A 21,274-nucleotide genomic window follows, 5' to 3' on the forward strand; every position below is an offset into this window, starting at 1 on the left:
TTTTTATAAAATATCGTCTTACTTTTGTTAAATTTTGTTAAATAGGCAATGCAAAACCAAAAGACCATTAAATTTGGATATGCTTAAAAAGTTAATTCTTCTTTTACTCATTACCTCCCCCTTTAAATTATTAGCGCAAAATAACATCTTAACGGGAGATATTTTTGATAATGATAATAGAAATACATCTATACAAGGAGCAACAATTAAAAACCTCTCAACTAAAACATTTGCGTTATCTGATAAAGATGGGCACTTTTCAATTGTTGCTAAAATTGGCGATTTAGTTTCTTTTGGCATGTCTGGCTTTCAAACAGATACCGTTTATTTGACTAATCTTTTCCCAAAGAATGTGTATTTAAGAGTAGAGGTAAATAACCTGAAAACGGTTGATATTAATGGTGTTAAAACTTCTCCCTATTTAGGTAATTTAGGTAATCCAGATAATAAACCTCCTGTGAAGTCAATTGATTATTCGAAAGAACGAGGAGGTTTTCGCCTTAATTTAGGCTATGGTAAATGGCGTAAGGAACAAATTAAGGTTCAAGAACTAGAAGAAATTGAAAGATACCAAACAGAAATCAATAAGAACTTTAATGAGGAATACATTAAGGCGGCTGTAAAATTTGAAGGGCCAGGCATCAAAGATTTTATTTCTTTATATCGCCCTACAGTAGATCAAATTAAAGCAGAAAGGCCATTTAATTATGCTTATTATACAGTTAAGGCATATCATGCATGGCTAAAATTACCTGCAGATCAAAGACATCTTCCTCCTTTAATCAAACCAAAAACTAGCAATTAATTATTTGTAACATGAGTTACTATTTTGCAGTCTAATGCTTATCGAATAATAAGCAATGATTAATCTAGTAACATTATTGCTTGTATATTTGAAATTATTCAATTAGCATTTACCTTTATATTTTATAAAAAACCTTTAACATGCTTAAATTTATAACCAAACCATTATTATGTGTTGCGGTAATTTGTTTGTTTGGCTCTACCAGCTTTGCACAAACAACTCCCCCAGCAGCTCCAACCACAAACTATGTTCCAGAAGATGCTTTTGGCCCATTGTTTTACACTCAAAACGGAAACGAATATCGCTCAGCAAATGGTGCCCCAGGTGCTAAATATTGGCAAAATAGAGTAGATTATAACATTACCGCGAACTTAGATGAAGCCAAAAACATGGTGAGCGGATCTATTACCATTACCTATAAAAACAATAGTCCAGATAGATTACCATTCTTATGGTTACAATTAGATCAAAACACTTTTAAAGAAACATCCCGCGGATATATGATAACTCCTAACCGCAGTCGTTATGGTGCACAAGGAGAAAAATTTGATGCGGGTTATAAAATATCGAATATCAATGTATCGCAAAAAGCTGGTGGTGTAAAGTTTACTTCATTAGTTGAAGATACGCGTATGCAAATTCGCTTAGCTCAACCTTTGGCTGCAGGTGGTGATGTTGTGACCATTAAAATGGATTATTCTTATATCGTACCTAAAGAAGGTTCTGATAGAACGGGTCATTTAACTACTAAAAATGGAGAGATTTTCGCTATTGCACAGTGGTTTCCACGGATGTGCGTATATGATGATGTAATTGGATGGAACACTTTACCTTACTGGGGTGGAGGTGAATTCTATTGTGAATTTGGAGACATCAATTATTCAGTTACAGCACCTGCCAATCACATTGTAATGGGTTCAGGCGAGTTATTAAACCCACAGGAAGTATTTACTGCAGAACAATTAAAAAGATGGAATGCAGCGAAATTAAGTGATGCCACTGTTCATATCCGTTCAGAAGCTGAAGTTTTAGATCCAAAATCTCGTCCTGCTGGAAATAAATTAACTTGGAAATTTAAAATTATAAATGCCCGTGATGCAGCTTGGGCATCTTCAAAGTCATTTGTATTAGATGCAGCTCGTATCAATTTACCTAGCGGGAAAAAATCATTGGCAGTTTCTGCTCATCCAGTAGAAAGTAACGGTATGGATTCTTACGGACGTGGCGTAGAGTATGTGAAAGCTTCTATAGAACATTATTCAAAAACATGGTTTGAGTACCCATATCCAATGGCTGTTAATGTAGCTACCAATATTGGTGGTATGGAATATCCAGGTATCGTATTTTGTGGTTGGACTGCTAAAAAAGGCAGTGCTTGGGGTGTAATTGACCACGAATTTGGTCATACTTGGTTCCCAATGATTGTTGGCTCAAATGAGCGTAAATACGGATGGATGGATGAAGGATTTAATACTTTCATTAATGGTTTGTCTTCAGCAGAATTTAACAAAGGCGAATACAAACAACGCCCAACAAATATGAATGCTATTGGAAAAGCTGTAATTGGTAATCCTCGTTATGAAAACATTATGCAAATGCCTGATGGAATGACCGAAGCAAATATTGGGGTAAACTTATATAGCAAACCAGGGTGGGGATTAGATATTTTAAGAAACCAAGTTTTAGGAGCAGATCGTTTCGATTACGCTTTTAGACAATATATCAAAAACTGGGCATTTAAACATCCAACTCCTTTTGACTTTTTCCGTTCAATGGAAAATGCTGCAGGAGAAGATTTAGCTTGGTTTTGGAGAAGTTGGTTCCTAAACAGCTGGAAAAATGATCAAGCTGTTGGTGAGGTGAAAGAAGTTAAAAAAGACGGCGTATTAACTGGCTATACAATTCAAGTTAAAAACATGGAGAAAATGCCTATGCCAATTATTTTACAGGTTAAAACTAAAAGCGGTAAAACAGATATGGTAAAAGTTCCTGTAGATGTTTGGATGAAGAATACAACTTGGTTGGTACGTTATCCAACAACAGAAGAAATTACCGAAGTTACTTTAGACCCTGATAAAGTATTGCCAGACGGAAATGCGGACAATAATAAATGGACTGCAGGTGGAAATCAGGAGACTACTACGGTGCCAGCTATTAATTTAGACCCATTTGTTGGCACCTATACTGTAGCAGCAGTACCAATTAAAATTATAATTACAAAAGAAAGTGGCAACTTAGTAGCTACTGCTAGTGGTCAACAACCTATCACTTTAACTTATGTAAGTGGAAACAAATTCACATACGAAGAGGCAGGATTGGCATTTGACTTTAACCCTGCTAAAAATGAAATGACATTTAAACAAGGGGAGCAAACGTTCGTATTTACGAAAGAGAAATAGCACTAACTTATTTTAATAAAAAAAGCCCTGCAAATATTTGCAGGGCTTTTTTTTTGACCAAGATATTGATTTAATATGTCGGTTTTCATACAATGTTATTTAAAGACTTCGAATTGAATAAGCTATAGTATGAAAAGCAATACAGCTTTACATTCTTAAAAGGTGTATAATTAAAACTAAACTAAACAATTACTGTTATAACAATGGGATAACTATATTCTTACAGTGCCCATTGAAATTATGAACGAACTCAACACACAGTTGTTTTGTCAAATGGGTGAAATATCAAAAGATGGCTTTTTTATTTATAGTACCATAAAACAAAACTTAATTTATTTTAATAAAGGCTTAACTCAAATCTGGAATGCTACAACAGCAGAGATAGAAAAATATCCAAAAATTTTAGTAGATGCTGTTCATGCTGAAGATCAATCGCATGCGTATTCTTGCTACCAAGAATGCATAGCAGACATGACAGCTAAGAAATATGAAATTAGACTGTTGCTAAATCAAAAAGAGAAATATGTTCGTTTCTCCATCTTTCCTTTTGTAGATCAGGTAGATACTATACTATGCGGAATTGTAGAAGACACCACAGTTGATAAACATAACAAAATTTATATCGAGCAGATCAATGCGCATAAAAATATCACTTTAGAAGTATTGTCTCATGATTTGAAAGAACCACTTGGCATGATGCGCCTTACTGCAAGTGCTATGGAAGGAGAGGTAGCCAAAACTGGCAATTCTAGAATGACTGATTCCTTAATTTTCATTAAAGAAATGTGTGAACGTAACATTAAATTGGTACGTAGCATGATCAATAGAGAATTTGTTAAATCAAGTGTTGTAGAATTGAAGAAAGAACGTACCGATATAGTTTGGGAGTTGCAAGATGTTTTGCGGTTTTACAGGAGATCTCATCTACGTGATTTAAAAGAGTTTCGTTTTAGCAGTTCTGATGAAAAAATATACCTTCCATTAGATACAATGAAGTTTATGCAAGTAGTTAATAACCTTATTTCGAATGCAATTAAGTTTACCATTTATGGAGGTATCATTGAATTAAGTGTAAAAAATAAAGAAAAATCAGTTGTTGTTAGTGTAGCTGATAATGGCATTGGAATTCCCAAGGAAGCACATGCAACTTTATTTCATAGCGGAACAAAGGGATTGAAATTGGGACTTAGTGGTGAAAACTCTGGAGGATTAGGTATGCGCATCATTAAAACAATTGTTGAACTGCACGAAGGTGTGATTTGGTTTGAAAGTGAAGAGGGGAAAGGTTCTGTTTTTCACATTGAGCTGCCTAAATAAGAAGAAATAAATAATATATAAAAAAACATGATTAAGATCATTTTAGTAGAAGACCATAGGTTAATGCTTTCATCACTTACTGCATTATTAGAGAAGCATGAACATATTGAAGTGATCGCCGAGGTTAGGAATGCAACCGAACTATTTGCACTTTTAGAAAGTAAACCAAAAGTAGACCTGATCATTTCTGATATTTTAATGCCTGAAATGGATGGTATTAAAATGATTGCTACATTAAGGGGAAATGGAAATGAGGTGCCCGTAATACTGTTGTCGATGTTAGAAGATGAAAAACATTCTTCTGCGGCATTTTTAGCTGGGGCCAATGCCTATTTATCTAAAAATGTAGAAATCGATGAGGTTTTATTTGCTATCAATACCGTAGTAAATGGAAAACGTTATTTTTCATCTGAACTTGCCATATCTATTTTAGAACGTTTCCACAAACAGTTGAGCGATAAAAATGTACCAAATGCAGCCAAAATCTCTTTTTCAGATCGTGATTTTAGTGTGTTAGAATTGATAGCGGACGGGCGTACCAATCAGGAAATAGCAGATCATTTATTTTTAAGTCGCAGGACGGTAGAAGGAATCAGACAATCTATTTTAGATAGAACTGGTGTAAAAAACTCTGCTGCACTCATTAAATACGCAATATTAAATGGCTATATCGGTTTTAATTATAGTGAAAGGCATAATTATTAGTTCATAAGATACTGCAATGCTGCGGCAGATAAGGTTACAAGTCGCTTTTCTTTATTAGTTTAATCTTTTACTTTTGTGAATGGCATTGCAAGAACAAAAAAATAATCCTTTACACGGTCTATCGCTTGAGTTTATCGTAAAGCAATTGTTTTTTCATTACGGTTGGGAAGAGCTTGGAAATTTGGTTAAGATTGCTTGTTTTAAAAATGATCCTTCATTAAAATCAAGCCTTAAATTTCTGCGTAAAACAGATTGGGCTCGAAAAAAAGTAGAAAAGTTATATTTAAATACATTTCATTAAACATTGATAGTAAATATCATAACAAATTTTCTGCCACAGCTAAAACTTCTTTTTAGGTTGTTATCAACCAATGATAACTTTAATAGCTAATACTAACAATAATTATTTATTTAAATTCATTAAAGCTATTAAACATACAATACATTTTGTAAATTAGTCATTCAAATATGAATGAATGAAACGAGTTACGACTTATCTTATCCTATTTTTAGCTGCGATTTTATCTTTTGGGTTTATCGTTAAGTCTGAAAAATCTAAAAAACAATCAATCTTAATTTTCTCACTAACACAGGGATTTCATCATGCTTCTATACCCGATGGTATTGCTGCAATAAAGAAACTTGGTTTAGCAAATAACTTTAATGTTGATACAACAACAGATGTGAATTTATTTACATCAGAAAATTTAAAGAAGTATAAAACACTCGTTTTCTTAAGCCCAACAGGATCAAATATTTTCAATAATGAACAAAAAGAGGCATTAAAACAATATATAAATAATGGTGGTGGCTTTGTTGGTATCCATGCCGCAACAGATTGTAATTATGAGTGGGAATGGTATGGCAAAATGGTAGGTGGTTTTTTTGCTAGCCACCCCAAAATACAAGAAGCAAAATTGAACATCATTGCTCCAAAAAACAAAATCGTAAGAGGATTACCAAACCCTTGGCTACATAAAGATGAGTGGTACAACTTTAAAAATTTTAACCAATCTGTAAATGTTTTAATCAAGATCGATGAAAACTCTTATAAAGGAGGTAATATGAACAACAATCATCCTATTAGTTGGTATCACGAATTTGATGGTGGAAAGGTATTCTATACTGCTTTGGGCCATACCAAGGAATGTTATACAGATCCATTATTTTTAAAACACCTGTTGGCAGGTATGAAGTGGGTTATGAAATAGCCAGGTTTGCCTTGTTACACTTCATTAAATCTTCATTTTGTATGTTGAGATTAGCATTGTTAAATAATTACAACAATCTAAAATCTTAAAAAAATGAAAGCAATTAAAGTTTTAATGATCGCCCTAGTAGCAGCATTTACTGTAAATACTGTTAATGCACAGACTGCACCAGCTAAACCAGCAACTAAAGTTGAAAAGAAAGCAGCTAAAGTTGAGAAGAAAGCAGATATAACGGCTAAAAAAGTAGCAAAAAAAGCGACTAAAAAAGGTGAAAAATAACAAGCATAAGCTTTGTTTATAAAAACGCTCTAGCATAATTTTGCTAGAGCGTTTTTGTAGTTATGTTTTTCTTTTATTTTTCAGGGTAAGATGATAATAAGCGGTTGTCAAAGCATCTGTAAATAAATCTTCTCGCACCGCTGCTAAATCAAATAATGTCCATCCCTGTTTACCCCATTTATTAGGTACAGGGTAAATAATCTCCTTATTAAAGGCCGAAAAAACAGATTGATCTATTTCACTTAACTTTAAGCAAGCCAGATTATTTTTTGAGTCATAAGTAGCGAAAATACTTTTTCCTAACCTAAATGATGGTTTTTCAAAGTGAGGCTGTTCATTCGTTTCAGGAAATGATAGTGCAATTTCTTTAAATTTATCAAGGGTTATCATATTTAAAGCTAAACAAATTTTGGCTGTTTCTCAAGCTTCGCAAGAGTTGATTTTTTGCAGGCTACACATTGCTCCGATAACGATGAAATCCGGTACGAAATCTTATCAGCCCTTAACGCAAATCAATATCATTTGCCAATAGCAGAATTTATTATTCATCTTTACATGCCAATTAACATTGCTATGATAAGAATAAATGAGGAAACCCCAGTTGAAATACTGCAAGATATTAAAATTGGAGACTTAGTAACAGATGGATTTAGTAAAACCAGCTTAGTAGAGAGTATAGAAACTACAGATGATGGTCTGTATAAAATTTATGAATTCTATTTAAATACAGGAAGAGTAATTAAAACAAAAAGATAATTTATACAGCATGAAATCTTAAAAATACCATACCTCTGCAGTTAATCACAAATTACCTATTTCTAGGTAGTGCAATTGTTAAAAATAGATGATAGCTTAGCTTAGGTAACTTCCATTTAATTGTAACTTATGAAAACATCTATTTTATTTCTGCTCTCGGTACTTTTTGTTATTTCGGTAAATGCACAAAGCCCAACATTGTATAATGCTTCTTTAGAGGCGGTAACTGTTTATAGAACTAGTGCCGAGTTAAACCATAGCATTAAAGTAAATTTGCCTGCTGGTTCAAGTGACATTATAATAGGAAACATTGCAAACGCTGTAGATCAGAATAGTATTCAATTAAGCGCACCAGTCAATGTAACTATACTTTCTACTACGTTTGTTAAAGACTACTTAAAAAGCGAAAACAAAAGCGCAGCTTATATTAAAGTAGAGGATAGTTTAAATACGGCAAGGAAGGAATTAAATACAATTCAAAATAAAAAATCTGTTGATGAAAATCTACTTATTTTACTGGATAAAAATCAAACTGTAGGTGGTGTTAATAGTGGTTTAAGTGTTGCTGAGCTAATCAAAATGGCCGATTACTATAAAGCAAAACAGCTTGAGTTGCGCAATAGTATTTATGGTTATCAGGTATTGGAAGCTAAACAACAAACCAAAATAAACAAATTACAACAGCAGCTTAATGAGCTTAGTGCAGACAAATCTGGTACTAGAGGGCAGTTGTTATTGCAAATCATAACCAAAGAAGCTACTACTGCAGTTTTTAATTTAAGCTATCTTTCTCCAAGTGCATCATGGATCCCATTTTATGATTTGAGAGCAGAAAATACATCCACACCATTAAAAATTGTGTATAAAGCTAATGTGGTTCAGTATACAGGTATCGACTGGAAAAAAGTTAAATTAAGTCTATCAACTGGTAGTCCATCACAAAGTGGAACAGCGCCATTATTGTCTGCATGGTTTTTAAGATTTGGCTCGCCAAATAGCTATAGAACCCAAAGTATGCAAAATACTGTTCAAACAATGGAAAGTAGAGCTCCAATGAAAACTGCGGCAATGGATGTTGTTTCAGATCCAGATAGGAATTTGGCAACTCCTAATAATAATGCATTGAACACATCCTTTGATTTAGATATTCCTTATGATATTCTATCTAACAGTAAAGCACATAGTGTAACATTAAACACTTATAATCAGCCAGTAAATTATAAATATTACAGTGTGCCTAAATTAGAAAATGATGCTTTTTTACTAGCGGAGATCACCAATTATGAGAAACTTAATCTATTGCCAGGTGATGCAAATATCATTTTTGAGAATACTTATGTAGGTAAATCTGTTGTTAATCCAAATGCCACTACAGATACGCTAAACTTAAGTATGGGCAGGGATAAGAAAATCGTAATTAAACGTGAAAAAGTTGCAGAGCAAAGTGGGACAAAATTGTTGGGCTCAACTAAAAAACAGACTTTTACTTATGAGATTAGGTTAAGGAATGGTAAAAATGAAGCAGTGAACCTATTGCTTAAAGATCAATATCCTGTATCAACAGATAAAGCGATTGAAGTAGAATTGATTAGTGCAGATGGTGCAATTATAAATACAGAAACTGGTGTATTAACTTGGAAACTGACGCTTAAGCCTGGCATAACCGAAAAAGTTAGGATTAGTTATTCGGTAAAATATCCCAAAAATCAGCGTATAGAGAATCTGTAAAAAATAATAGGAATAAGGTTTGACTTATGTAAGTTCAATCATTACACTTCCAGCTGCCAAGTCATGAATTGCACGCTTTTGTAGATTAGTATGAATGGTTAAAAAGCTTATCCAGCCTAGTGCAAATTTAATTGGATATCTTATAATGGCTTGGAAAATACTTATCCTTTTGCTTGTGTCCTCATTTCTCCTTACTCTTATTCCTTTAACATAATTGCCCAAGGTAGACCCTAAGCATGTACATACTGGTTCATAAATAATAAATACAAGGGCGAATAGAATAATTCTTAGCCAATCTGGTACATTTGGAAAGCGATCTAAGACATTTGAAAAGATGAGCATTAAAACGATAATCAAAATCGTATCAATTAATGTAGATTGTAATCTTGTTACAAGAGATGGATATTTTTCTTCCATTGAGTGTTAATTTTTTCTAAGATAATATTATGCTTTATTTTATTCATATTATTTATGGTTTCCATATTTTATTTTTTTAAAACTTTGGTTAGCAAAGGTTTTAAATCTGACTTGGGACTAACTTTCATCTATAAACCCGATATTCGTGTAAAGTGAGTTCTTCACGAGCTTGTAACATTAGCGGGACTGGTTTAGCCATTAACCACTAACACTGGTTTTCTTAAATACAATATCATTTTTAACTTAGCGGTAACCTAAATATAATGTGACTTTTTATATTAGCTAAACTGCTTTAATTGTTTGCCAGTGTAAGAAATTGAATAATTTGCTTTAGTCTTTATCCTTTAGTCTTTTAGCTTAGAAAAAAATCTATCACAAACCCTTGATTATCACAAATTAAGTTCCTACTTTTGCAGTCCCTTTAATGTGGCCTCGTTGTAGGCTGGCCATTAAGGTAGTTTTTAAATAAAATAGAAAAAACAAAAAGCAAGAAATGCCAACCATTCAACAATTAGTTAGAAAAGGTAGAGTAGCACTGGAGTTCAAGAGTAAGTCTCCGGCGTTGGACAGTTGTCCACAGCGAAGAGGTGTATGTACACGTGTATATACTACTACCCCTAAAAAACCAAACTCAGCAATGCGTAAAGTTGCCCGTGTACGTTTAACCAATGGAAAAGAGGTGAATGCCTATATTCCTGGAGAAGGTCACAATTTACAGGAGCACTCGATCGTGTTAATTCGTGGTGGTCGTGTTAAAGATTTACCAGGTGTACGTTACCACATCATTCGTGGTGCATTAGATACATCAGGTGTAGCTGGTCGTAACCAACGTCGTAGTAAATATGGTACTAAGCGTCCTAAACCAGGACAAGTAGCTGCAGCACCAACTAAAGGAAAGAAAAAATAATTAGGAGGAAACAGACATGAGAAAATCAAAACCAAAAAAGAGAATTATTCTTCCTGATCCTAAATTTAACGATGTTCAGGTTACAAGATTTGTAAATAATATGATGTACGATGGAAAAAAATCTATCGCTTATTCTATTTTTTATGATGCAGTAGAAATTGCAGAACAAAAAGCTGGTGAAAGTGGATTAGACGTATTTAAACGTGCTTTAACTAATATTATGCCTGCCGTAGAGGTTAAATCTCGTAGAGTAGGTGGTGCAAACTTCCAAGTACCTACAGAAGTAAGACCAGATCGTAAAGTTGCATTAGGTATGAAATGGTTAATTTCTTACGCTCGTAAACGTGGCGAAAAAACCATGAAAGAGAAATTAGCAGGTGAAATTGTTTCAGCAGCTAAAGGTGAAGGTGCAGCAGTTAAAAAGAAAGAAGATACGCATAAAATGGCTGAGGCTAATAAAGCCTTCTCACATTTCAGATTCTAATAAGCAGATTACGCAGACATAGAAAATTACACCGATTGTTCGTTATAAAATAATCGGTGTAATCATTTAAAATCTGTGCTATCATAAATTAAAAAAGATGTCAAGAGATTTAAGATTTACAAGAAATATTGGAATTGCTGCTCACATTGATGCGGGTAAAACTACAACAACTGAGCGTATTCTTTATTATGCTGGTGTTAGTCACAAAATTGGTGAGGTGCATGAAGGTGCTGCAACAATGGACTGGATGGCACAAGAGCAAGAACGTGGTATTACCATTACTTCTGCTGCTACAACTGTTGGTTGGAAATACAGAAACCAAAATTATCATATCAACATTATCGATACACCTGGACACGTAGATTTTACTGTAGAGGTAAACCGTTCGTTACGTGTATTAGATGGTTTGGTGTTTTTATTTTCTGCGGTTGATGGTGTTGAGCCTCAATCTGAAACTAACTGGCGTTTAGCTAACAACTATAGTGTGGCTCGTATTGGTTTCGTTAATAAAATGGACCGTTCTGGAGCTGACTTCTTAAAAGTTGTTAAACAAGTTAAAGATATGTTAGGTAGCAATGCAGTTCCATTGCAATTACCTATTGGTGCTGAAGATTCATTTAAAGGTGTGGTTGATTTAATTAACAACCGTGGTATCGTTTGGAATGAGCATGATAAAGGTATGACCTTTACTGAAGTGCCTATCCCAGAAGATATGATAGATGAGGTAGCTGAATGGAGAGAAAAATTATTAGAATCTGTTGCAGATTATGATGAGACTTTGATGGAGAAATTCTTCGAAGATCCAAACTCTATCACTGAGCGTGAAATTTTAGATGCATTACGTGCAGCTGTATTAGATGCTAAAATTGTACCAATGGTTTGCGGTTCATCTTTCAAAAACAAAGGTGTGCAAACTATGCTTGATTATGTGATGGAATTATTGCCTTCACCTATGGATAGCGAAGGTGTAATTGGAACAAACCCAGATACAGGTTTAGAAGTTTTACGTAAACCATCAGAAAAAGAACCATTTGCAGCTTTAGCATTTAAAATTGCTACAGATCCTTTCGTAGGTCGTTTATGTTTTATCCGTGTTTATTCAGGTAACTTAGAAGCTGGTTCATACGTTTATAATGCTCGTTCTGAAAACAAAGAACGTATTTCTCGTATCTTCCAAATGCATGCAAACAAGCAAAACCCAATACCTAATGTAGGTGCTGGTGATATTGCTGCGGTTGTAGGCTTTAAAGATATCAAAACTGGAGATACACTTTGTGAAGAGAAAAACCCAATCATACTTGAATCAATGAACTTCCCTGAGCCAGTTATTGGTTTAGCAATTGAGCCTAAAACTCAAGCAGACGTTGATAAGTTAGGTATGGCTTTAGGTAAATTAGCTGAAGAAGATCCTACATTTAGAGTTCAAACTGACGAAGAAACTGGTCAAACAGTAATCTCAGGAATGGGTGAGCTTCACTTAGATATTTTAATTGACCGTTTAAGACGCGAATTTAAAGTAGAGGTTAATCAAGGTGCACCACAAGTAGCTTACAAAGAAGCAATTTTTGGTACAACTCAACACCGTGAAACTTATAAAAAACAATCGGGTGGTCGTGGTAAATTCGCGGATATCCAAGTTGTGATTTCTCCAATTGATGCTGATTTCGAAAAAGGTGGTTTACAATTCGTAAACGAAATTACAGGTGGTTCAATTCCACGTGAGTTTATTCCTTCAGTAGAAAAAGGTTTTGCAGCAGCAATGGCGAATGGTGTATTAGCTGGTTATCCACTACCTGATATGAAAGTTCGTTTAATTGATGGTTCATTCCACGCGGTCGATTCAGATGCTTTATCATTTGAACTTGCAGCTAGAATGGCATACCGTGAAGCATTACCTAAATGTAAGCCAACATTGATGGAGCCAATCATGAAAATCGAAATCTTAACCCCTGAAGAAAACATGGGTGATGTAATCGGTGACATGAACCGTCGTCGTGGTCAACTTTTAGGTATGGATACTCGTGCAGGTTCTCAAGTAATTAAAGCAACTGTGCCTTTATCAGAAATGTTTGGTTATGTAACTCAGTTACGTACAATTACTTCTGGTCGTGCAACTTCTACAATGGAATTTGATCATTACGAAGCTGCGCCTAAAAACGTACAAGATGAGGTAATTGCTAAATCAAAAGGTAAAGTTAAGTCGGAAGACTAGAAATTGATTACACGGATTAAAAGAGATTGCACCGATTGATAATTGATATCGGTGTAATCATCTAAATATCGGTGAAATCATTTAAAGATAAATCCGATTACTTGTTATTAATAGCTCTAACAGGTGATCATAATTAAAATAGAATATGAGCCAAAGAATCAGAATTAAATTAAAATCTTACGATTACAACTTGGTAGATAAATCTGCTGAGAAAATCGTTAAAACTGTAAAGCCTACGGGTGCAGTAGTTAGCGGACCAATTCCGTTGCCAACAGAAAAGAAAATCTTCACTGTTTTGCGTTCACCACACGTAAACAAAAAAGCACGTGAGCAGTTTCAATTGTGTGCCTATAAACGTCTTTTAGATATTTATAGCTCTAACTCTAAAACTGTTGATGCATTGATGAAACTTGAATTACCTAGCGGTGTTGAAGTAGAAATCAAAGTTTAATGATTTTATAGATCTTAAAAAGCCCTAAGAATTTCTTCTTAGGGCTTTTTTTTATATTAAATTTAAACTACTATGCTACTTTCCGCGACTTCTCATCTCCTCAATAATATTACGCTCATCTTGAAGCTCTCTAGCTAGTTTACGTTGTTGCTCGTTGGATTTAGCTTTATAAGCTTGGTATTCTGCAGAAATTTCATCATAAAGCTGTGTCCTGTGTTTTGCCTCAATAATATTTTTTGCAGATCTAGCAATCACAATAAATAACGCAATAGCCAATATGATAATGATAGACCAAACTATAATATTATAAGTTCCTTTAGTAAATGAAACCCCTAAAAAGCTAATTTCATCTGCTTTGGCAGTTGTGTCATTTAATGTATTTTCTTTCCCACTAATTTCAGTTTTTAAACTAACAATAGTCTTTTCTTGCTCACTAACCTTAGCTTTTGCATTTTTCAATTCTATTCGCTCCTTACGCAAGGTATCATTCGCACTCTTCCATACCGAATTTAATCTTGCTGGGTTAATCAACTTAGCTCCATATAAAGATTTAGATCTTGACAGCATAAATTGATATTGGCCATTTAAACTAAAATCTGTATTCTTTACAGTATCTATTGCTCTCTTCTGGTAATAAACTTTTTTTGCTGGGACTGGTTGGACTTTTACAGGAAGTGTTTGAGTTTTACTTGGCGTTTGTGCCGCAATGTTCAAACACAAAAAACTTAAAATTATACCTGTTGTAATAGAAAATAATGTTCGCTTCATAATAGTAGTGATATCATTGATTAAACAATTATAGTTAAAAATTATTGTGTATTTTAATATGTGATAGTCTTTTTGTACTAGGCTGCCACAATAATATAAACGGTTTTATTCATGTAACAATATCAATTATTCAAATGATGCATATCATTTTATTTATTTAGCTACCTGCTATTTTTACAATATGCAAATTGGAATTATAGGCTTAGGCGATATGGGTAAATTGTATGCTAAAGCTTTTGCTCAAGCTGGGTATGATGTATGTGGAGTCGATATTGCTGAGCTGATTGAAGGTTTGCAAATCGAATTAGAGCCATTTGGTATAGAAGTTTTGCAAGATGGGCATCAAGTTACTAGAAAATCTGATTTTATTATTTTTTGCGTTGAAGCAGAACGAATAGATGAAGTTGTAGCATATTATGCTAAATCCATTAAATATGCGGCCATTGTTTCGGGGCAAACATCAGTTAAACATCCTGAAATTTTGGCTTTCGAAAAATATCTTTCTCATGATGTTCAAATTGTATCATGCCATTCTTTGCATGGGCCAGCATTTGAAACCGCAGGTCAAACATTAATTGTAATACGCCATAGGGCAAGCAATGAAAAATACATGGCGGCACTTAAAATTTTTAAAGCACTAAAGTCTCAGATTATTGAAATGGATGATTATAGAGTTCATGATAAGATAATGGCCGATACTCAAGCTATTACACACATGGGCTTTGAGAGTATGGGGTCTGCCTGGAAAAACGCAGGTTTCTATCCATGGGAAAATGCAGCATACTCAAAAGGAATAGATAATGTGAAAATTTTAATCACTCTAAGGATTTTTAGTTATAAGGCACATATTTATGCAGGCTTGGCAATATTAAATCCGTATGCACGTAAACAAGTCAAAGTTTACGCAAAAGCAGAATCAGAATTGTTTAAGTTAATGATTTCTGAAAATGAGAAAGAGTTTAGAGAAAGAATTTACAAAGCGAGAGATTTCTTATTTAAGGAAAACTCGACGCTGATCATGTTAGATGATAGTGTTATGGAAGAATTCAGTTTAGCTAATGGAGGTCATCAAACTAAACCAAATTCGCACCTCAGTATTTTGAGCATGGTTTATTCGTGGTATATGATGAAAATTAACCCCTATGATAATTTAATATGTCAAACCCCACCATTTAGACTTAGATTAGGTATAGCCGAATATCTTTTTAAGAATGAGAAAATGTTGGAGGAATCAATTCAGGCCGCATTATATGATAAAACAATAAGATGTGATGATCTAGAATTTCATACGGCGGTACATGAGTGGGCATCGATAATTGGATATGGAGATTTAAATGGTTACAAAGAACACTTTGAAGCTGCTAAAACTTTTTTTACAAATAGGGTAGAAGGAGCACTGCAGTTAAGCTCAGAAATGATCAAAAAATTAGCTAATTGATAAAATACTACTTTGTATATAGACTTTATTTAATTAGATTTTAATTCATTAAGCACAAAGAAGTCGCTTATATTTGTATTAATGACGGTTTTATTATTTACTATTATCGTATTAGTTGGTGCTTTCTTGGCTGGGCTTTTAGGCTCCCTAACCGGATTGGGGGGTGGGGTAATTATCATTCCATTGTTAACCTTAGGTTTGGGTGTTGATATTCATTATGCTATTGGAGCTTCTATTATTTCTGTAATCGCCACCTCCTCAGGGTCAGCAGCTGCTTATGTTAAAGAGGGAATAACCAATGTGCGAATTGGTATGTTTTTAGAAATAGCAACAACTTTAAGTGCGATAGTAGGTGTAATTATAGCTACATATATAAAAGCAGATTACATCATTGTAATTTTTGGTTTGATTTTATTGTTCTCAGCATTTATGATGTTGAAGAAAAAAATAGACCATTCTAATAATGAAAAGACAAGTGTCTTGGCTAATTACTTTAAACTAAATGGTAGCTATCCTACCGAAGATGGAATGAAGCAATATGCTGTTCATCATGTTGTTGGTGGTTTTGCAATGATGTTTGTTGCAGGTACTTTATCTGGCTTGCTAGGCATAGGCTCTGGGGCATTAAAAGTAATTGGCATGGATAATATCATGAAAATCCCTTTTAAGGTCTCTACTACTACCAGTAACTTCATGATTGGTGTAACAGCAGCTGCAAGTGCATTGGTTTATTTGCATAAAGGTCAGATAGATCCAGCCATTGCAATGCCAGTAACATTAGGGGTTATTACTGGTGCAACACTGGGGGCTAAAATTTTAATCAGAACAAAAACCGATAAACTAAAAGTAATATTTGCAATTGTAGTAACATTTTTAGCGCTACAGATGATTTATAAAGGCTTAACAGGTAGTATATGAGCAAGCAAATTAAACATTATTTAGGCGACAAAGATGTGCAGGTTATACTAGGTACATTATTGCGAGTTGGAGTAATTGTATCAACAGCAGTTGTTTTATTAGGCGGAATTATTTTTTTATCAACTCATAATAATCAGAAAGTTTCTTTCTCTGATTTTAAACCAGAAGAGTCAAAGTTTTCTTCCGTTGCAGAAATTTTAGGAGGTTTGAAAACACTAGATGGACTTGCAATTATTCAATTCGGAGTTTTATTATTAATATTTACGCCGATAGCTCGCGTAGTTTTTTCCATTTTTAGTTTCTTAATGGAAAAAGATTATATGTATGTACTAATAGGTATTATCGTATTGTGTGTGATTATCACCAGCTTATACCTGGATGTAGCTCATTAAAGTACCTTTTTTAGCTATTGTACTGTATATTAGAAAAATAAATGCAATTATTTGAAAAAATATTGAGCTAACTATTTGAAAATTAAGAATTCTTTCCTATTTTTGCCGTCCCTTAGCGGGGATGTATATCCACCTTGAACGAAGCCCTACTGCTTCGATGGGTGTTAAATTAAAAATAGAAAATGTCAGGTATTATTGGAAAAAAAGTAGGAATGACCAGCATTTTTGACGCCGAAGGAAGAAACATTCCTTGTACGGTGATCGAAGCTGGACCTTGTGTTGTAACACAAGTTAAGACCGAAGAGAAAGATGGTTACGTTTCAGTTCAACTGGGATATGATGAAGCCAAAGAAAAAAACACTACCCAACCTTTAAAAGGTCACTTTGCGAAAGCAAACACAACTCCAAAACGTAAATTGGTAGAATTTGAGCAGTTTGAAGATTCAGTTAGCTTAGGCGATACTGTAACTGTTACGATTTTTAACGAAGGCGATTTTGTTGATGTTGTTGGTACTTCAAAAGGTAAAGGATTTCAAGGTGTGGTAAAACGTCACGGTTTTGGTGGTGTGGGTGGTCAAACTCACGGTCAGCATAACAGGTTGCGTGCTCCAGGTTCATTGGGTGCTGCATCATATCCAGCTCGCGTATTCAAAGGAATGCGTATGGCAGGAAGAACTGGTGGAGACAGAGTAAAAGTTCAAAACTTACAAGTATTGAAAGTTTATGCTGAGCAAAATCTAGTTGTAGTTAGTGGTTCCATTCCAGGAGCTAAGGGTTCTTACGTAATCTTAGATAAGTAAGCAGATGGAAGTTAAAGTAATAAACATTTCAGGAAAAGAGACAGGTGCCAAGGTGCAACTTCCTGAGTCGGTATTTGGTGTAACACCAAGCGACCACGCGATTTATTTAGATGTAAAACAGTATTTGGCTAACCAACGTCAAGGAACTCACAAATCTAAACAACGTAACGAAATTGCAGGTTCTACCCGTAAATTATACAAACAAAAGGGTACTGGCGGTGCACGTGCCGGAAGCATTAAATCTCCATTGTTCAATGGTGGTGGTCGTGTTTTTGGTCCACAACCAAGAGACTATAGTTTTAAATTGAACAAAAAATTAAAATCATTAGCACGTAAATCTGCTTTATCATATAAAGCACAAGATAACAACGTGGTAGTATTGGAAGATTTTAATTTTGATAACATTAAAACTAAAAACTATATCAATTTGGTTAATGCATTAAATTTAGCCGGAGAGAAAACCTTATTAGTTTTACCTGCACAAAATAATAATATCTATTTATCAAGCAGAAATATTCAGAAAGCTAAAGTTATCACTGCAGATCAGTTAAATACTTATGATGTATTAAACGCAGGCAAACTTTTGTTAACTGCAAACTCGCTTAAAACATTGGAGGAGGCATTTGCCAAGTAATATGGAAATTTTACAAAAACCAATATTAACTGAAAAAGCTTCTGCATTAACTGAAAAAGCTAATCGTTTTACCTTCAGAGTAGACCACAGAGCTAACAAGTTGCAGATTAAATCTGCCATCGAAAAAATGTATGGAGTGAACATCGTTGCCCTTAACACAATGGTTGTTGTAGGTAAGATGAAATCAAGAAATACTAAAGGTGGTTTAGTATCGGGTCGTACCCCGAAATACAAAAAAGCTATTGTAACATTGAAAGATGGCGAAACAATAGATTATTACGCGAATATTTAATAAGAATTGAATAATTTATAACTATGGGCTTAAGAAAATTTAAACCAGTCACTCCGGGAACCCGTTTTAGGGTAGGCGCAAGCTTCACGGAGATTACAGCAACCAAGCCCGAAAAATCATTGGTTGTATCTTCTAAGAAATCGGGAGGTCGTAACAATACAGGAAAGATGACTATGCGCTACATGGGTGGTGGTCACAAAAAATCTTACCGTTTAATTGATTTTAAACGTGATAAGTTTGATATCCCTGCAACAGTAGCTACTGTTGAGTACGATCCAAACCGTACCGCTCGTATTGCATTATTGCACTACGCAGATGGAGAGAAGCGCTACATTATTGCACCTGAGGGATTGCAAGTAGGACAAACTGTGCTTTCGGGTGAAACAGCTACTCCAGAAGTAGGTAACACTTTAACGTTGGCAAATATCCCTTTGGGATCTATTATCCACAATTTAGAAATTCAACCAGGTAGAGGTGCTCAAATGGCACGTAGCGCAGGTGCTTATGCACAACTTGCAGCTAGAGATGGTAGATATGCAACTATTAAAATGCCATCAGGTGAAGTAAGATCTATCTTAGTTACTTGTTTAGCAACAATTGGTGCAGTTTCTAATTCAGATCACGCTAATGAAGTATTAGGTAAAGCAGGACGTAGCCGTTGGTTAGGTCGTCGCCCTAGAACTCGTCCAGTAGCGATGAACCCAGTGGATCACCCAATGGGTGGTGGTGAAGGTCGCTCTTCAGGAGGTCAACCTCGTTCAAGAAACGGCGTTTACTCTAAAGGCTTCAAAACCCGCTCACTTAAAAAATACTCAAATCGTTTCATCATAGAGAAAAGGAAGAAATAATGGCTCGTTCGATAAAAAAAGGACCTTATATTGACCATAACGTAGAGAAAAAAGTAGTCTCTATGAATGATTCAGGCAAGAAGTCTGTGATCAAAACTTGGTCTCGTAGATCAATGATATCACCAGATTTTGTTGGTCATACATTTGCAGTACATAACGGTAATAAATTTATACCGGTATACGTAACAGAAAACATGGTTGGTCACAAGCTGGGAGAGTTTGCTCCAACCAGAACATTTAGGGGTCACTCTGAAAAAAGAAAATAATTAAGAGATGGAAGCATTAGCGAAATTAAACAATTGTCCAACCTCACCACGTAAAATGCGTTTGGTTGTAGATCTTATCAGAGGTGAGCGTGTTGAGAAAGCATTAAGCATTTTGAAATTCACAAATAAAGAAGCAGCAATTAGAGTTGAAAAACTTTTATTGTCAGCAATCAAAAATTGGGAATCAAAAAATGAAGGTTCTCGCCCTGAAGAAAACCAGTTATACGTGAAAACGATAATGGTAGGCGGTGGTCGTCAGTTAAAAAGACTTAGACCAGCTCCTCAAGGTCGTGGTTATAGAATACGTAAGCGTTCAAACCATGTTACCTTAGTAGTAGATAGTAAAAACGTTGAAACTCAAACTAATTAACAGAAATGGGACAAAAAGCACATCCAATAGGTAACAGATTAGGAATCATCAGAGGATGGGATTCTAATTGGTTCGGAGGCAACAACTATGCTGATAAATTAGTTGAAGACGAAAAAATAAGAAAATACCTTTCAGCTCGTATTGCAAAAGGTGGTGTAGCTAAAGTAGTAATCGAACGTACGTTAAAACGTATCACTGTTACTATTCACACAGCTCGTCCAGGTATTGTAATCGGTAAAGCAGGTCAAGAGGTTGATAAAATTAAAGAAGAGTTAAAGAAATTAACTAAAAAGGAAATTCAAATTAACATCTTTGAAATTAAACGCCCTGAACTTGATGCACAATTAGTTGCAGAAGGTGTTGCAAAACAACTTGAGGCTAGAATCTCATTCCGTAGAGCAATGAAATCTACTATCGCATCAACAATGCGTATGGGTGCAGAAGGTATCAAAATAATGACTTCAGGTCGTTTAGGTGGTGCTGAGATGGCTCGTAGCGAACAGTATAAAGAAGGAAGAATTCCTTTGCATACTTTCCGTGCAGACATTGATTACGCATTAGCAGAAGCTTTAACTACTTATGGTAAAATAGGTGTTAAAGTATGGATCTGTAAAGGTGAAGTTTACGGTAAACGTGATCTTTCTCCAAACATCGGTGCTGCTAGTAATGCTCCAGGTAAAGCTGGCGAGAGACCTCAAGGTGCTTTCGGTGGTAGAGATGGCGGTAGAGATAACAGAGGCGGCGGAGACAGAAGGAATGACAAACGCCCAGGTGGTGGTGGTGGTCGTCCGGGTCAAGGCGGTGCTGGTGCAGGAAGAGATAATAAAGGTGGTGGTGCCAACAGAGGTCCACGCAAATAGTTAACAAGATCGTTTAA

General features: G+C 34.9%; 26 protein-coding genes. 23 read left to right on the forward strand and 3 right to left on the reverse strand.

What is annotated here, in order from left to right; genetic code table 11:
- Nucleotides 1-79: 79 nt before the first annotated feature.
- From FA048_RS16900 to FA048_RS16930, 7 genes are all read left to right on the forward strand, one after another.
- Nucleotides 80-805 carry a hypothetical protein gene (locus FA048_RS16900; RefSeq protein ID WP_136843334.1) on the forward strand — a complete coding sequence of 242 codons (726 nt, stop codon included), beginning with the start codon at nucleotides 80-82 and terminating at the stop codon, nucleotides 803-805.
- A gap of 140 nt (nucleotides 806-945) precedes the next feature.
- The gene (locus FA048_RS16905; protein ID WP_136843335.1) at nucleotides 946-3,204 is read left to right on the forward strand and encodes a M1 family metallopeptidase; all 2,259 of its coding nucleotides are present in this window, start codon (nucleotides 946-948) and stop codon (nucleotides 3,202-3,204) included.
- A 240-nt stretch (nucleotides 3,205-3,444) separates the two neighbouring features.
- Entirely contained in the window at nucleotides 3,445-4,521 is a 1,077-nt protein-coding gene (locus tag FA048_RS16910) for a PAS domain-containing sensor histidine kinase (protein WP_136843337.1), read from the forward strand.
- Nucleotides 4,522-4,548: 27 nt separating this feature from the next.
- Nucleotides 4,549-5,226 carry a response regulator transcription factor gene (locus tag FA048_RS16915; RefSeq protein ID WP_136843338.1) on the forward strand — a complete coding sequence of 226 codons (678 nt, stop codon included), beginning with the start codon at nucleotides 4,549-4,551 and terminating at the stop codon, nucleotides 5,224-5,226.
- 79 nt (nucleotides 5,227-5,305) lie between these two features.
- On the forward strand, nucleotides 5,306-5,527 hold the full coding sequence (locus tag FA048_RS16920; RefSeq protein WP_136843340.1) for a VF530 family protein: 222 nt from the start codon (nucleotides 5,306-5,308) through the stop codon (nucleotides 5,525-5,527).
- A 175-nt stretch (nucleotides 5,528-5,702) separates the two neighbouring features.
- Nucleotides 5,703-6,437: a ThuA domain-containing protein gene (locus FA048_RS16925; protein WP_136843342.1), complete on the forward strand. Its 735-nt coding sequence runs from the start codon at nucleotides 5,703-5,705 to the stop codon at nucleotides 6,435-6,437.
- 93 nt (nucleotides 6,438-6,530) lie between these two features.
- Nucleotides 6,531-6,716: a hypothetical protein gene (locus FA048_RS16930; protein WP_136843344.1), complete on the forward strand. Its 186-nt coding sequence runs from the start codon at nucleotides 6,531-6,533 to the stop codon at nucleotides 6,714-6,716.
- Between the two features lie 60 nt (nucleotides 6,717-6,776).
- On the opposite strand, the gene FA048_RS16935 is transcribed toward FA048_RS16930, so the two are convergent.
- Entirely contained in the window at nucleotides 6,777-7,106 is a 330-nt protein-coding gene (locus FA048_RS16935; RefSeq protein ID WP_136843346.1) for an MmcQ/YjbR family DNA-binding protein, read from the reverse strand.
- A gap of 183 nt (nucleotides 7,107-7,289) precedes the next feature.
- Here FA048_RS16935 and FA048_RS16940 point away from each other — a divergent pair, with 183 nt between their 5' ends.
- On the forward strand, nucleotides 7,290-7,472 hold the full coding sequence (locus FA048_RS16940) for a hypothetical protein (RefSeq protein WP_136843348.1): 183 nt from the start codon (nucleotides 7,290-7,292) through the stop codon (nucleotides 7,470-7,472).
- A 129-nt stretch (nucleotides 7,473-7,601) separates the two neighbouring features.
- Nucleotides 7,602-9,200, forward strand: a complete 1,599-nt coding sequence (locus FA048_RS16945) for a DUF4139 domain-containing protein (protein WP_136843350.1) — start codon at nucleotides 7,602-7,604, stop codon at nucleotides 9,198-9,200.
- A gap of 24 nt (nucleotides 9,201-9,224) precedes the next feature.
- On the opposite strand, the gene FA048_RS16950 is transcribed toward FA048_RS16945, so the two are convergent.
- Nucleotides 9,225-9,617, reverse strand: coding sequence for an RDD family protein (locus FA048_RS16950; RefSeq protein ID WP_136843352.1), 393 nt, complete (start codon nucleotides 9,615-9,617; stop codon nucleotides 9,225-9,227).
- 493 nt (nucleotides 9,618-10,110) lie between these two features.
- On the opposite strand from FA048_RS16950, the gene rpsL reads away from it, so the two are divergent.
- From rpsL to rpsJ, 4 genes are all read left to right on the forward strand, one after another.
- Nucleotides 10,111-10,524 carry a 30S ribosomal protein S12 gene (rpsL, locus tag FA048_RS16955; RefSeq protein ID WP_008244597.1) on the forward strand — a complete coding sequence of 138 codons (414 nt, stop codon included), beginning with the start codon at nucleotides 10,111-10,113 and terminating at the stop codon, nucleotides 10,522-10,524.
- A gap of 16 nt (nucleotides 10,525-10,540) precedes the next feature.
- On the forward strand, nucleotides 10,541-11,008 hold the full coding sequence (rpsG, locus tag FA048_RS16960; RefSeq protein ID WP_136843354.1) for a 30S ribosomal protein S7: 468 nt from the start codon (nucleotides 10,541-10,543) through the stop codon (nucleotides 11,006-11,008).
- A 97-nt stretch (nucleotides 11,009-11,105) separates the two neighbouring features.
- On the forward strand, nucleotides 11,106-13,220 hold the full coding sequence (gene fusA, locus FA048_RS16965; RefSeq protein WP_136843356.1) for an elongation factor G: 2,115 nt from the start codon (nucleotides 11,106-11,108) through the stop codon (nucleotides 13,218-13,220).
- Nucleotides 13,221-13,365: 145 nt separating this feature from the next.
- Nucleotides 13,366-13,671: a 30S ribosomal protein S10 gene (gene rpsJ / locus FA048_RS16970; protein WP_008244591.1), complete on the forward strand. Its 306-nt coding sequence runs from the start codon at nucleotides 13,366-13,368 to the stop codon at nucleotides 13,669-13,671.
- Between the two features lie 75 nt (nucleotides 13,672-13,746).
- Here rpsJ and FA048_RS16975 read toward each other — a convergent pair whose 3' ends face one another.
- The gene (locus tag FA048_RS16975; RefSeq protein ID WP_136843358.1) at nucleotides 13,747-14,439 is read right to left on the reverse strand and encodes a hypothetical protein; all 693 of its coding nucleotides are present in this window, start codon (nucleotides 14,437-14,439) and stop codon (nucleotides 13,747-13,749) included.
- A 181-nt stretch (nucleotides 14,440-14,620) separates the two neighbouring features.
- Here FA048_RS16975 and FA048_RS16980 point away from each other — a divergent pair, with 181 nt between their 5' ends.
- The 10 genes from FA048_RS16980 (at nucleotide 14,621) to rpsC (ending at nucleotide 21,257) form a co-directional block, all read left to right on the forward strand.
- Entirely contained in the window at nucleotides 14,621-15,877 is a 1,257-nt protein-coding gene (locus tag FA048_RS16980) for a prephenate dehydrogenase (protein WP_136843360.1), read from the forward strand.
- An 81-nt stretch (nucleotides 15,878-15,958) separates the two neighbouring features.
- Entirely contained in the window at nucleotides 15,959-16,795 is an 837-nt protein-coding gene (locus FA048_RS16985; protein ID WP_136843362.1) for a sulfite exporter TauE/SafE family protein, read from the forward strand.
- On the forward strand, nucleotides 16,792-17,187 hold the full coding sequence (locus FA048_RS16990; RefSeq protein ID WP_136843364.1) for a DUF1634 domain-containing protein: 396 nt from the start codon (nucleotides 16,792-16,794) through the stop codon (nucleotides 17,185-17,187). The genes FA048_RS16985 and FA048_RS16990 overlap by 4 nt, the downstream gene beginning before the upstream one ends.
- Before the next feature lie 182 nt (nucleotides 17,188-17,369).
- Complete coding sequence (gene rplC / locus FA048_RS16995) at nucleotides 17,370-17,987, forward strand: 50S ribosomal protein L3 (protein WP_136843366.1); 618 nt, start codon at nucleotides 17,370-17,372, stop codon at nucleotides 17,985-17,987.
- A gap of 4 nt (nucleotides 17,988-17,991) precedes the next feature.
- On the forward strand, nucleotides 17,992-18,621 hold the full coding sequence (gene rplD / locus FA048_RS17000) for a 50S ribosomal protein L4 (protein WP_136843368.1): 630 nt from the start codon (nucleotides 17,992-17,994) through the stop codon (nucleotides 18,619-18,621).
- Between the two features lies 1 nt (nucleotide 18,622).
- Complete coding sequence (rplW, locus tag FA048_RS17005) at nucleotides 18,623-18,913, forward strand: 50S ribosomal protein L23 (protein ID WP_136843370.1); 291 nt, start codon at nucleotides 18,623-18,625, stop codon at nucleotides 18,911-18,913.
- Nucleotides 18,914-18,936: 23 nt separating this feature from the next.
- Entirely contained in the window at nucleotides 18,937-19,761 is an 825-nt protein-coding gene (gene rplB, locus FA048_RS17010; RefSeq protein ID WP_136843372.1) for a 50S ribosomal protein L2, read from the forward strand.
- Nucleotides 19,761-20,027, forward strand: a complete 267-nt coding sequence (rpsS, locus tag FA048_RS17015) for a 30S ribosomal protein S19 (RefSeq protein ID WP_136843375.1) — start codon at nucleotides 19,761-19,763, stop codon at nucleotides 20,025-20,027. Before rplB ends, rpsS begins: the two co-directional genes overlap by 1 nt.
- 7 nt (nucleotides 20,028-20,034) lie before the next feature.
- Nucleotides 20,035-20,397 (forward strand): 50S ribosomal protein L22, encoded by a 363-nt coding sequence (gene rplV / locus FA048_RS17020; RefSeq protein WP_136843377.1) that lies wholly within the window; start codon nucleotides 20,035-20,037, stop codon nucleotides 20,395-20,397.
- Nucleotides 20,398-20,402: 5 nt separating this feature from the next.
- Nucleotides 20,403-21,257, forward strand: coding sequence for a 30S ribosomal protein S3 (rpsC, locus tag FA048_RS17025; RefSeq protein ID WP_136843379.1), 855 nt, complete (start codon nucleotides 20,403-20,405; stop codon nucleotides 21,255-21,257).
- Nucleotides 21,258-21,274: the final 17 nt, after the last annotated feature.

It is taken from the genome of Pedobacter polaris (assembly GCF_005116505.1).
Lineage (GTDB): Bacteria > Bacteroidota > Bacteroidia > Sphingobacteriales > Sphingobacteriaceae > Pedobacter > Pedobacter polaris.

Coding starts and splice junctions, on each gene's coding strand:
- rplD (WP_136843368.1), top strand. CDS start 17,992: ATGGAAGTTAAAGTAATAAACATTTCAGGAAAAGAGACAGGTGCCAAG.
- rpsJ (WP_008244591.1), top strand. CDS start 13,366: ATGAGCCAAAGAATCAGAATTAAATTAAAATCTTACGATTACAACTTG.
- FA048_RS16990 (WP_136843364.1), top strand. CDS start 16,792: ATGAGCAAGCAAATTAAACATTATTTAGGCGACAAAGATGTGCAGGTT.
- FA048_RS16905 (WP_136843335.1), top strand. CDS start 946: ATGCTTAAATTTATAACCAAACCATTATTATGTGTTGCGGTAATTTGT.
- rpsL (WP_008244597.1), top strand. CDS start 10,111: ATGCCAACCATTCAACAATTAGTTAGAAAAGGTAGAGTAGCACTGGAG.
- FA048_RS16920 (WP_136843340.1), top strand. CDS start 5,306: ATGGCATTGCAAGAACAAAAAAATAATCCTTTACACGGTCTATCGCTT.
- FA048_RS16980 (WP_136843360.1), top strand. CDS start 14,621: ATGCAAATTGGAATTATAGGCTTAGGCGATATGGGTAAATTGTATGCT.
- FA048_RS16935 (WP_136843346.1), bottom strand. CDS start 7,106: ATGATAACCCTTGATAAATTTAAAGAAATTGCACTATCATTTCCTGAA.
- rpsS (WP_136843375.1), top strand. CDS start 19,761: ATGGCTCGTTCGATAAAAAAAGGACCTTATATTGACCATAACGTAGAG.
- rplB (WP_136843372.1), top strand. CDS start 18,937: ATGGGCTTAAGAAAATTTAAACCAGTCACTCCGGGAACCCGTTTTAGG.
- FA048_RS16975 (WP_136843358.1), bottom strand. CDS start 14,439: ATGAAGCGAACATTATTTTCTATTACAACAGGTATAATTTTAAGTTTT.
- FA048_RS16930 (WP_136843344.1), top strand. CDS start 6,531: ATGAAAGCAATTAAAGTTTTAATGATCGCCCTAGTAGCAGCATTTACT.
- FA048_RS16915 (WP_136843338.1), top strand. CDS start 4,549: ATGATTAAGATCATTTTAGTAGAAGACCATAGGTTAATGCTTTCATCA.
- FA048_RS16910 (WP_136843337.1), top strand. CDS start 3,445: ATGAACGAACTCAACACACAGTTGTTTTGTCAAATGGGTGAAATATCA.
- rpsC (WP_136843379.1), top strand. CDS start 20,403: ATGGGACAAAAAGCACATCCAATAGGTAACAGATTAGGAATCATCAGA.
- rplC (WP_136843366.1), top strand. CDS start 17,370: ATGTCAGGTATTATTGGAAAAAAAGTAGGAATGACCAGCATTTTTGAC.
- fusA (WP_136843356.1), top strand. CDS start 11,106: ATGTCAAGAGATTTAAGATTTACAAGAAATATTGGAATTGCTGCTCAC.
- rplW (WP_136843370.1), top strand. CDS start 18,623: ATGGAAATTTTACAAAAACCAATATTAACTGAAAAAGCTTCTGCATTA.
- FA048_RS16945 (WP_136843350.1), top strand. CDS start 7,602: ATGAAAACATCTATTTTATTTCTGCTCTCGGTACTTTTTGTTATTTCG.
- FA048_RS16950 (WP_136843352.1), bottom strand. CDS start 9,617: ATGGAAGAAAAATATCCATCTCTTGTAACAAGATTACAATCTACATTA.
- FA048_RS16940 (WP_136843348.1), top strand. CDS start 7,290: ATGATAAGAATAAATGAGGAAACCCCAGTTGAAATACTGCAAGATATT.
- rpsG (WP_136843354.1), top strand. CDS start 10,541: ATGAGAAAATCAAAACCAAAAAAGAGAATTATTCTTCCTGATCCTAAA.
- rplV (WP_136843377.1), top strand. CDS start 20,035: ATGGAAGCATTAGCGAAATTAAACAATTGTCCAACCTCACCACGTAAA.
- FA048_RS16925 (WP_136843342.1), top strand. CDS start 5,703: ATGAAACGAGTTACGACTTATCTTATCCTATTTTTAGCTGCGATTTTA.
- FA048_RS16900 (WP_136843334.1), top strand. CDS start 80: ATGCTTAAAAAGTTAATTCTTCTTTTACTCATTACCTCCCCCTTTAAA.
- FA048_RS16985 (WP_136843362.1), top strand. CDS start 15,959: ATGACGGTTTTATTATTTACTATTATCGTATTAGTTGGTGCTTTCTTG.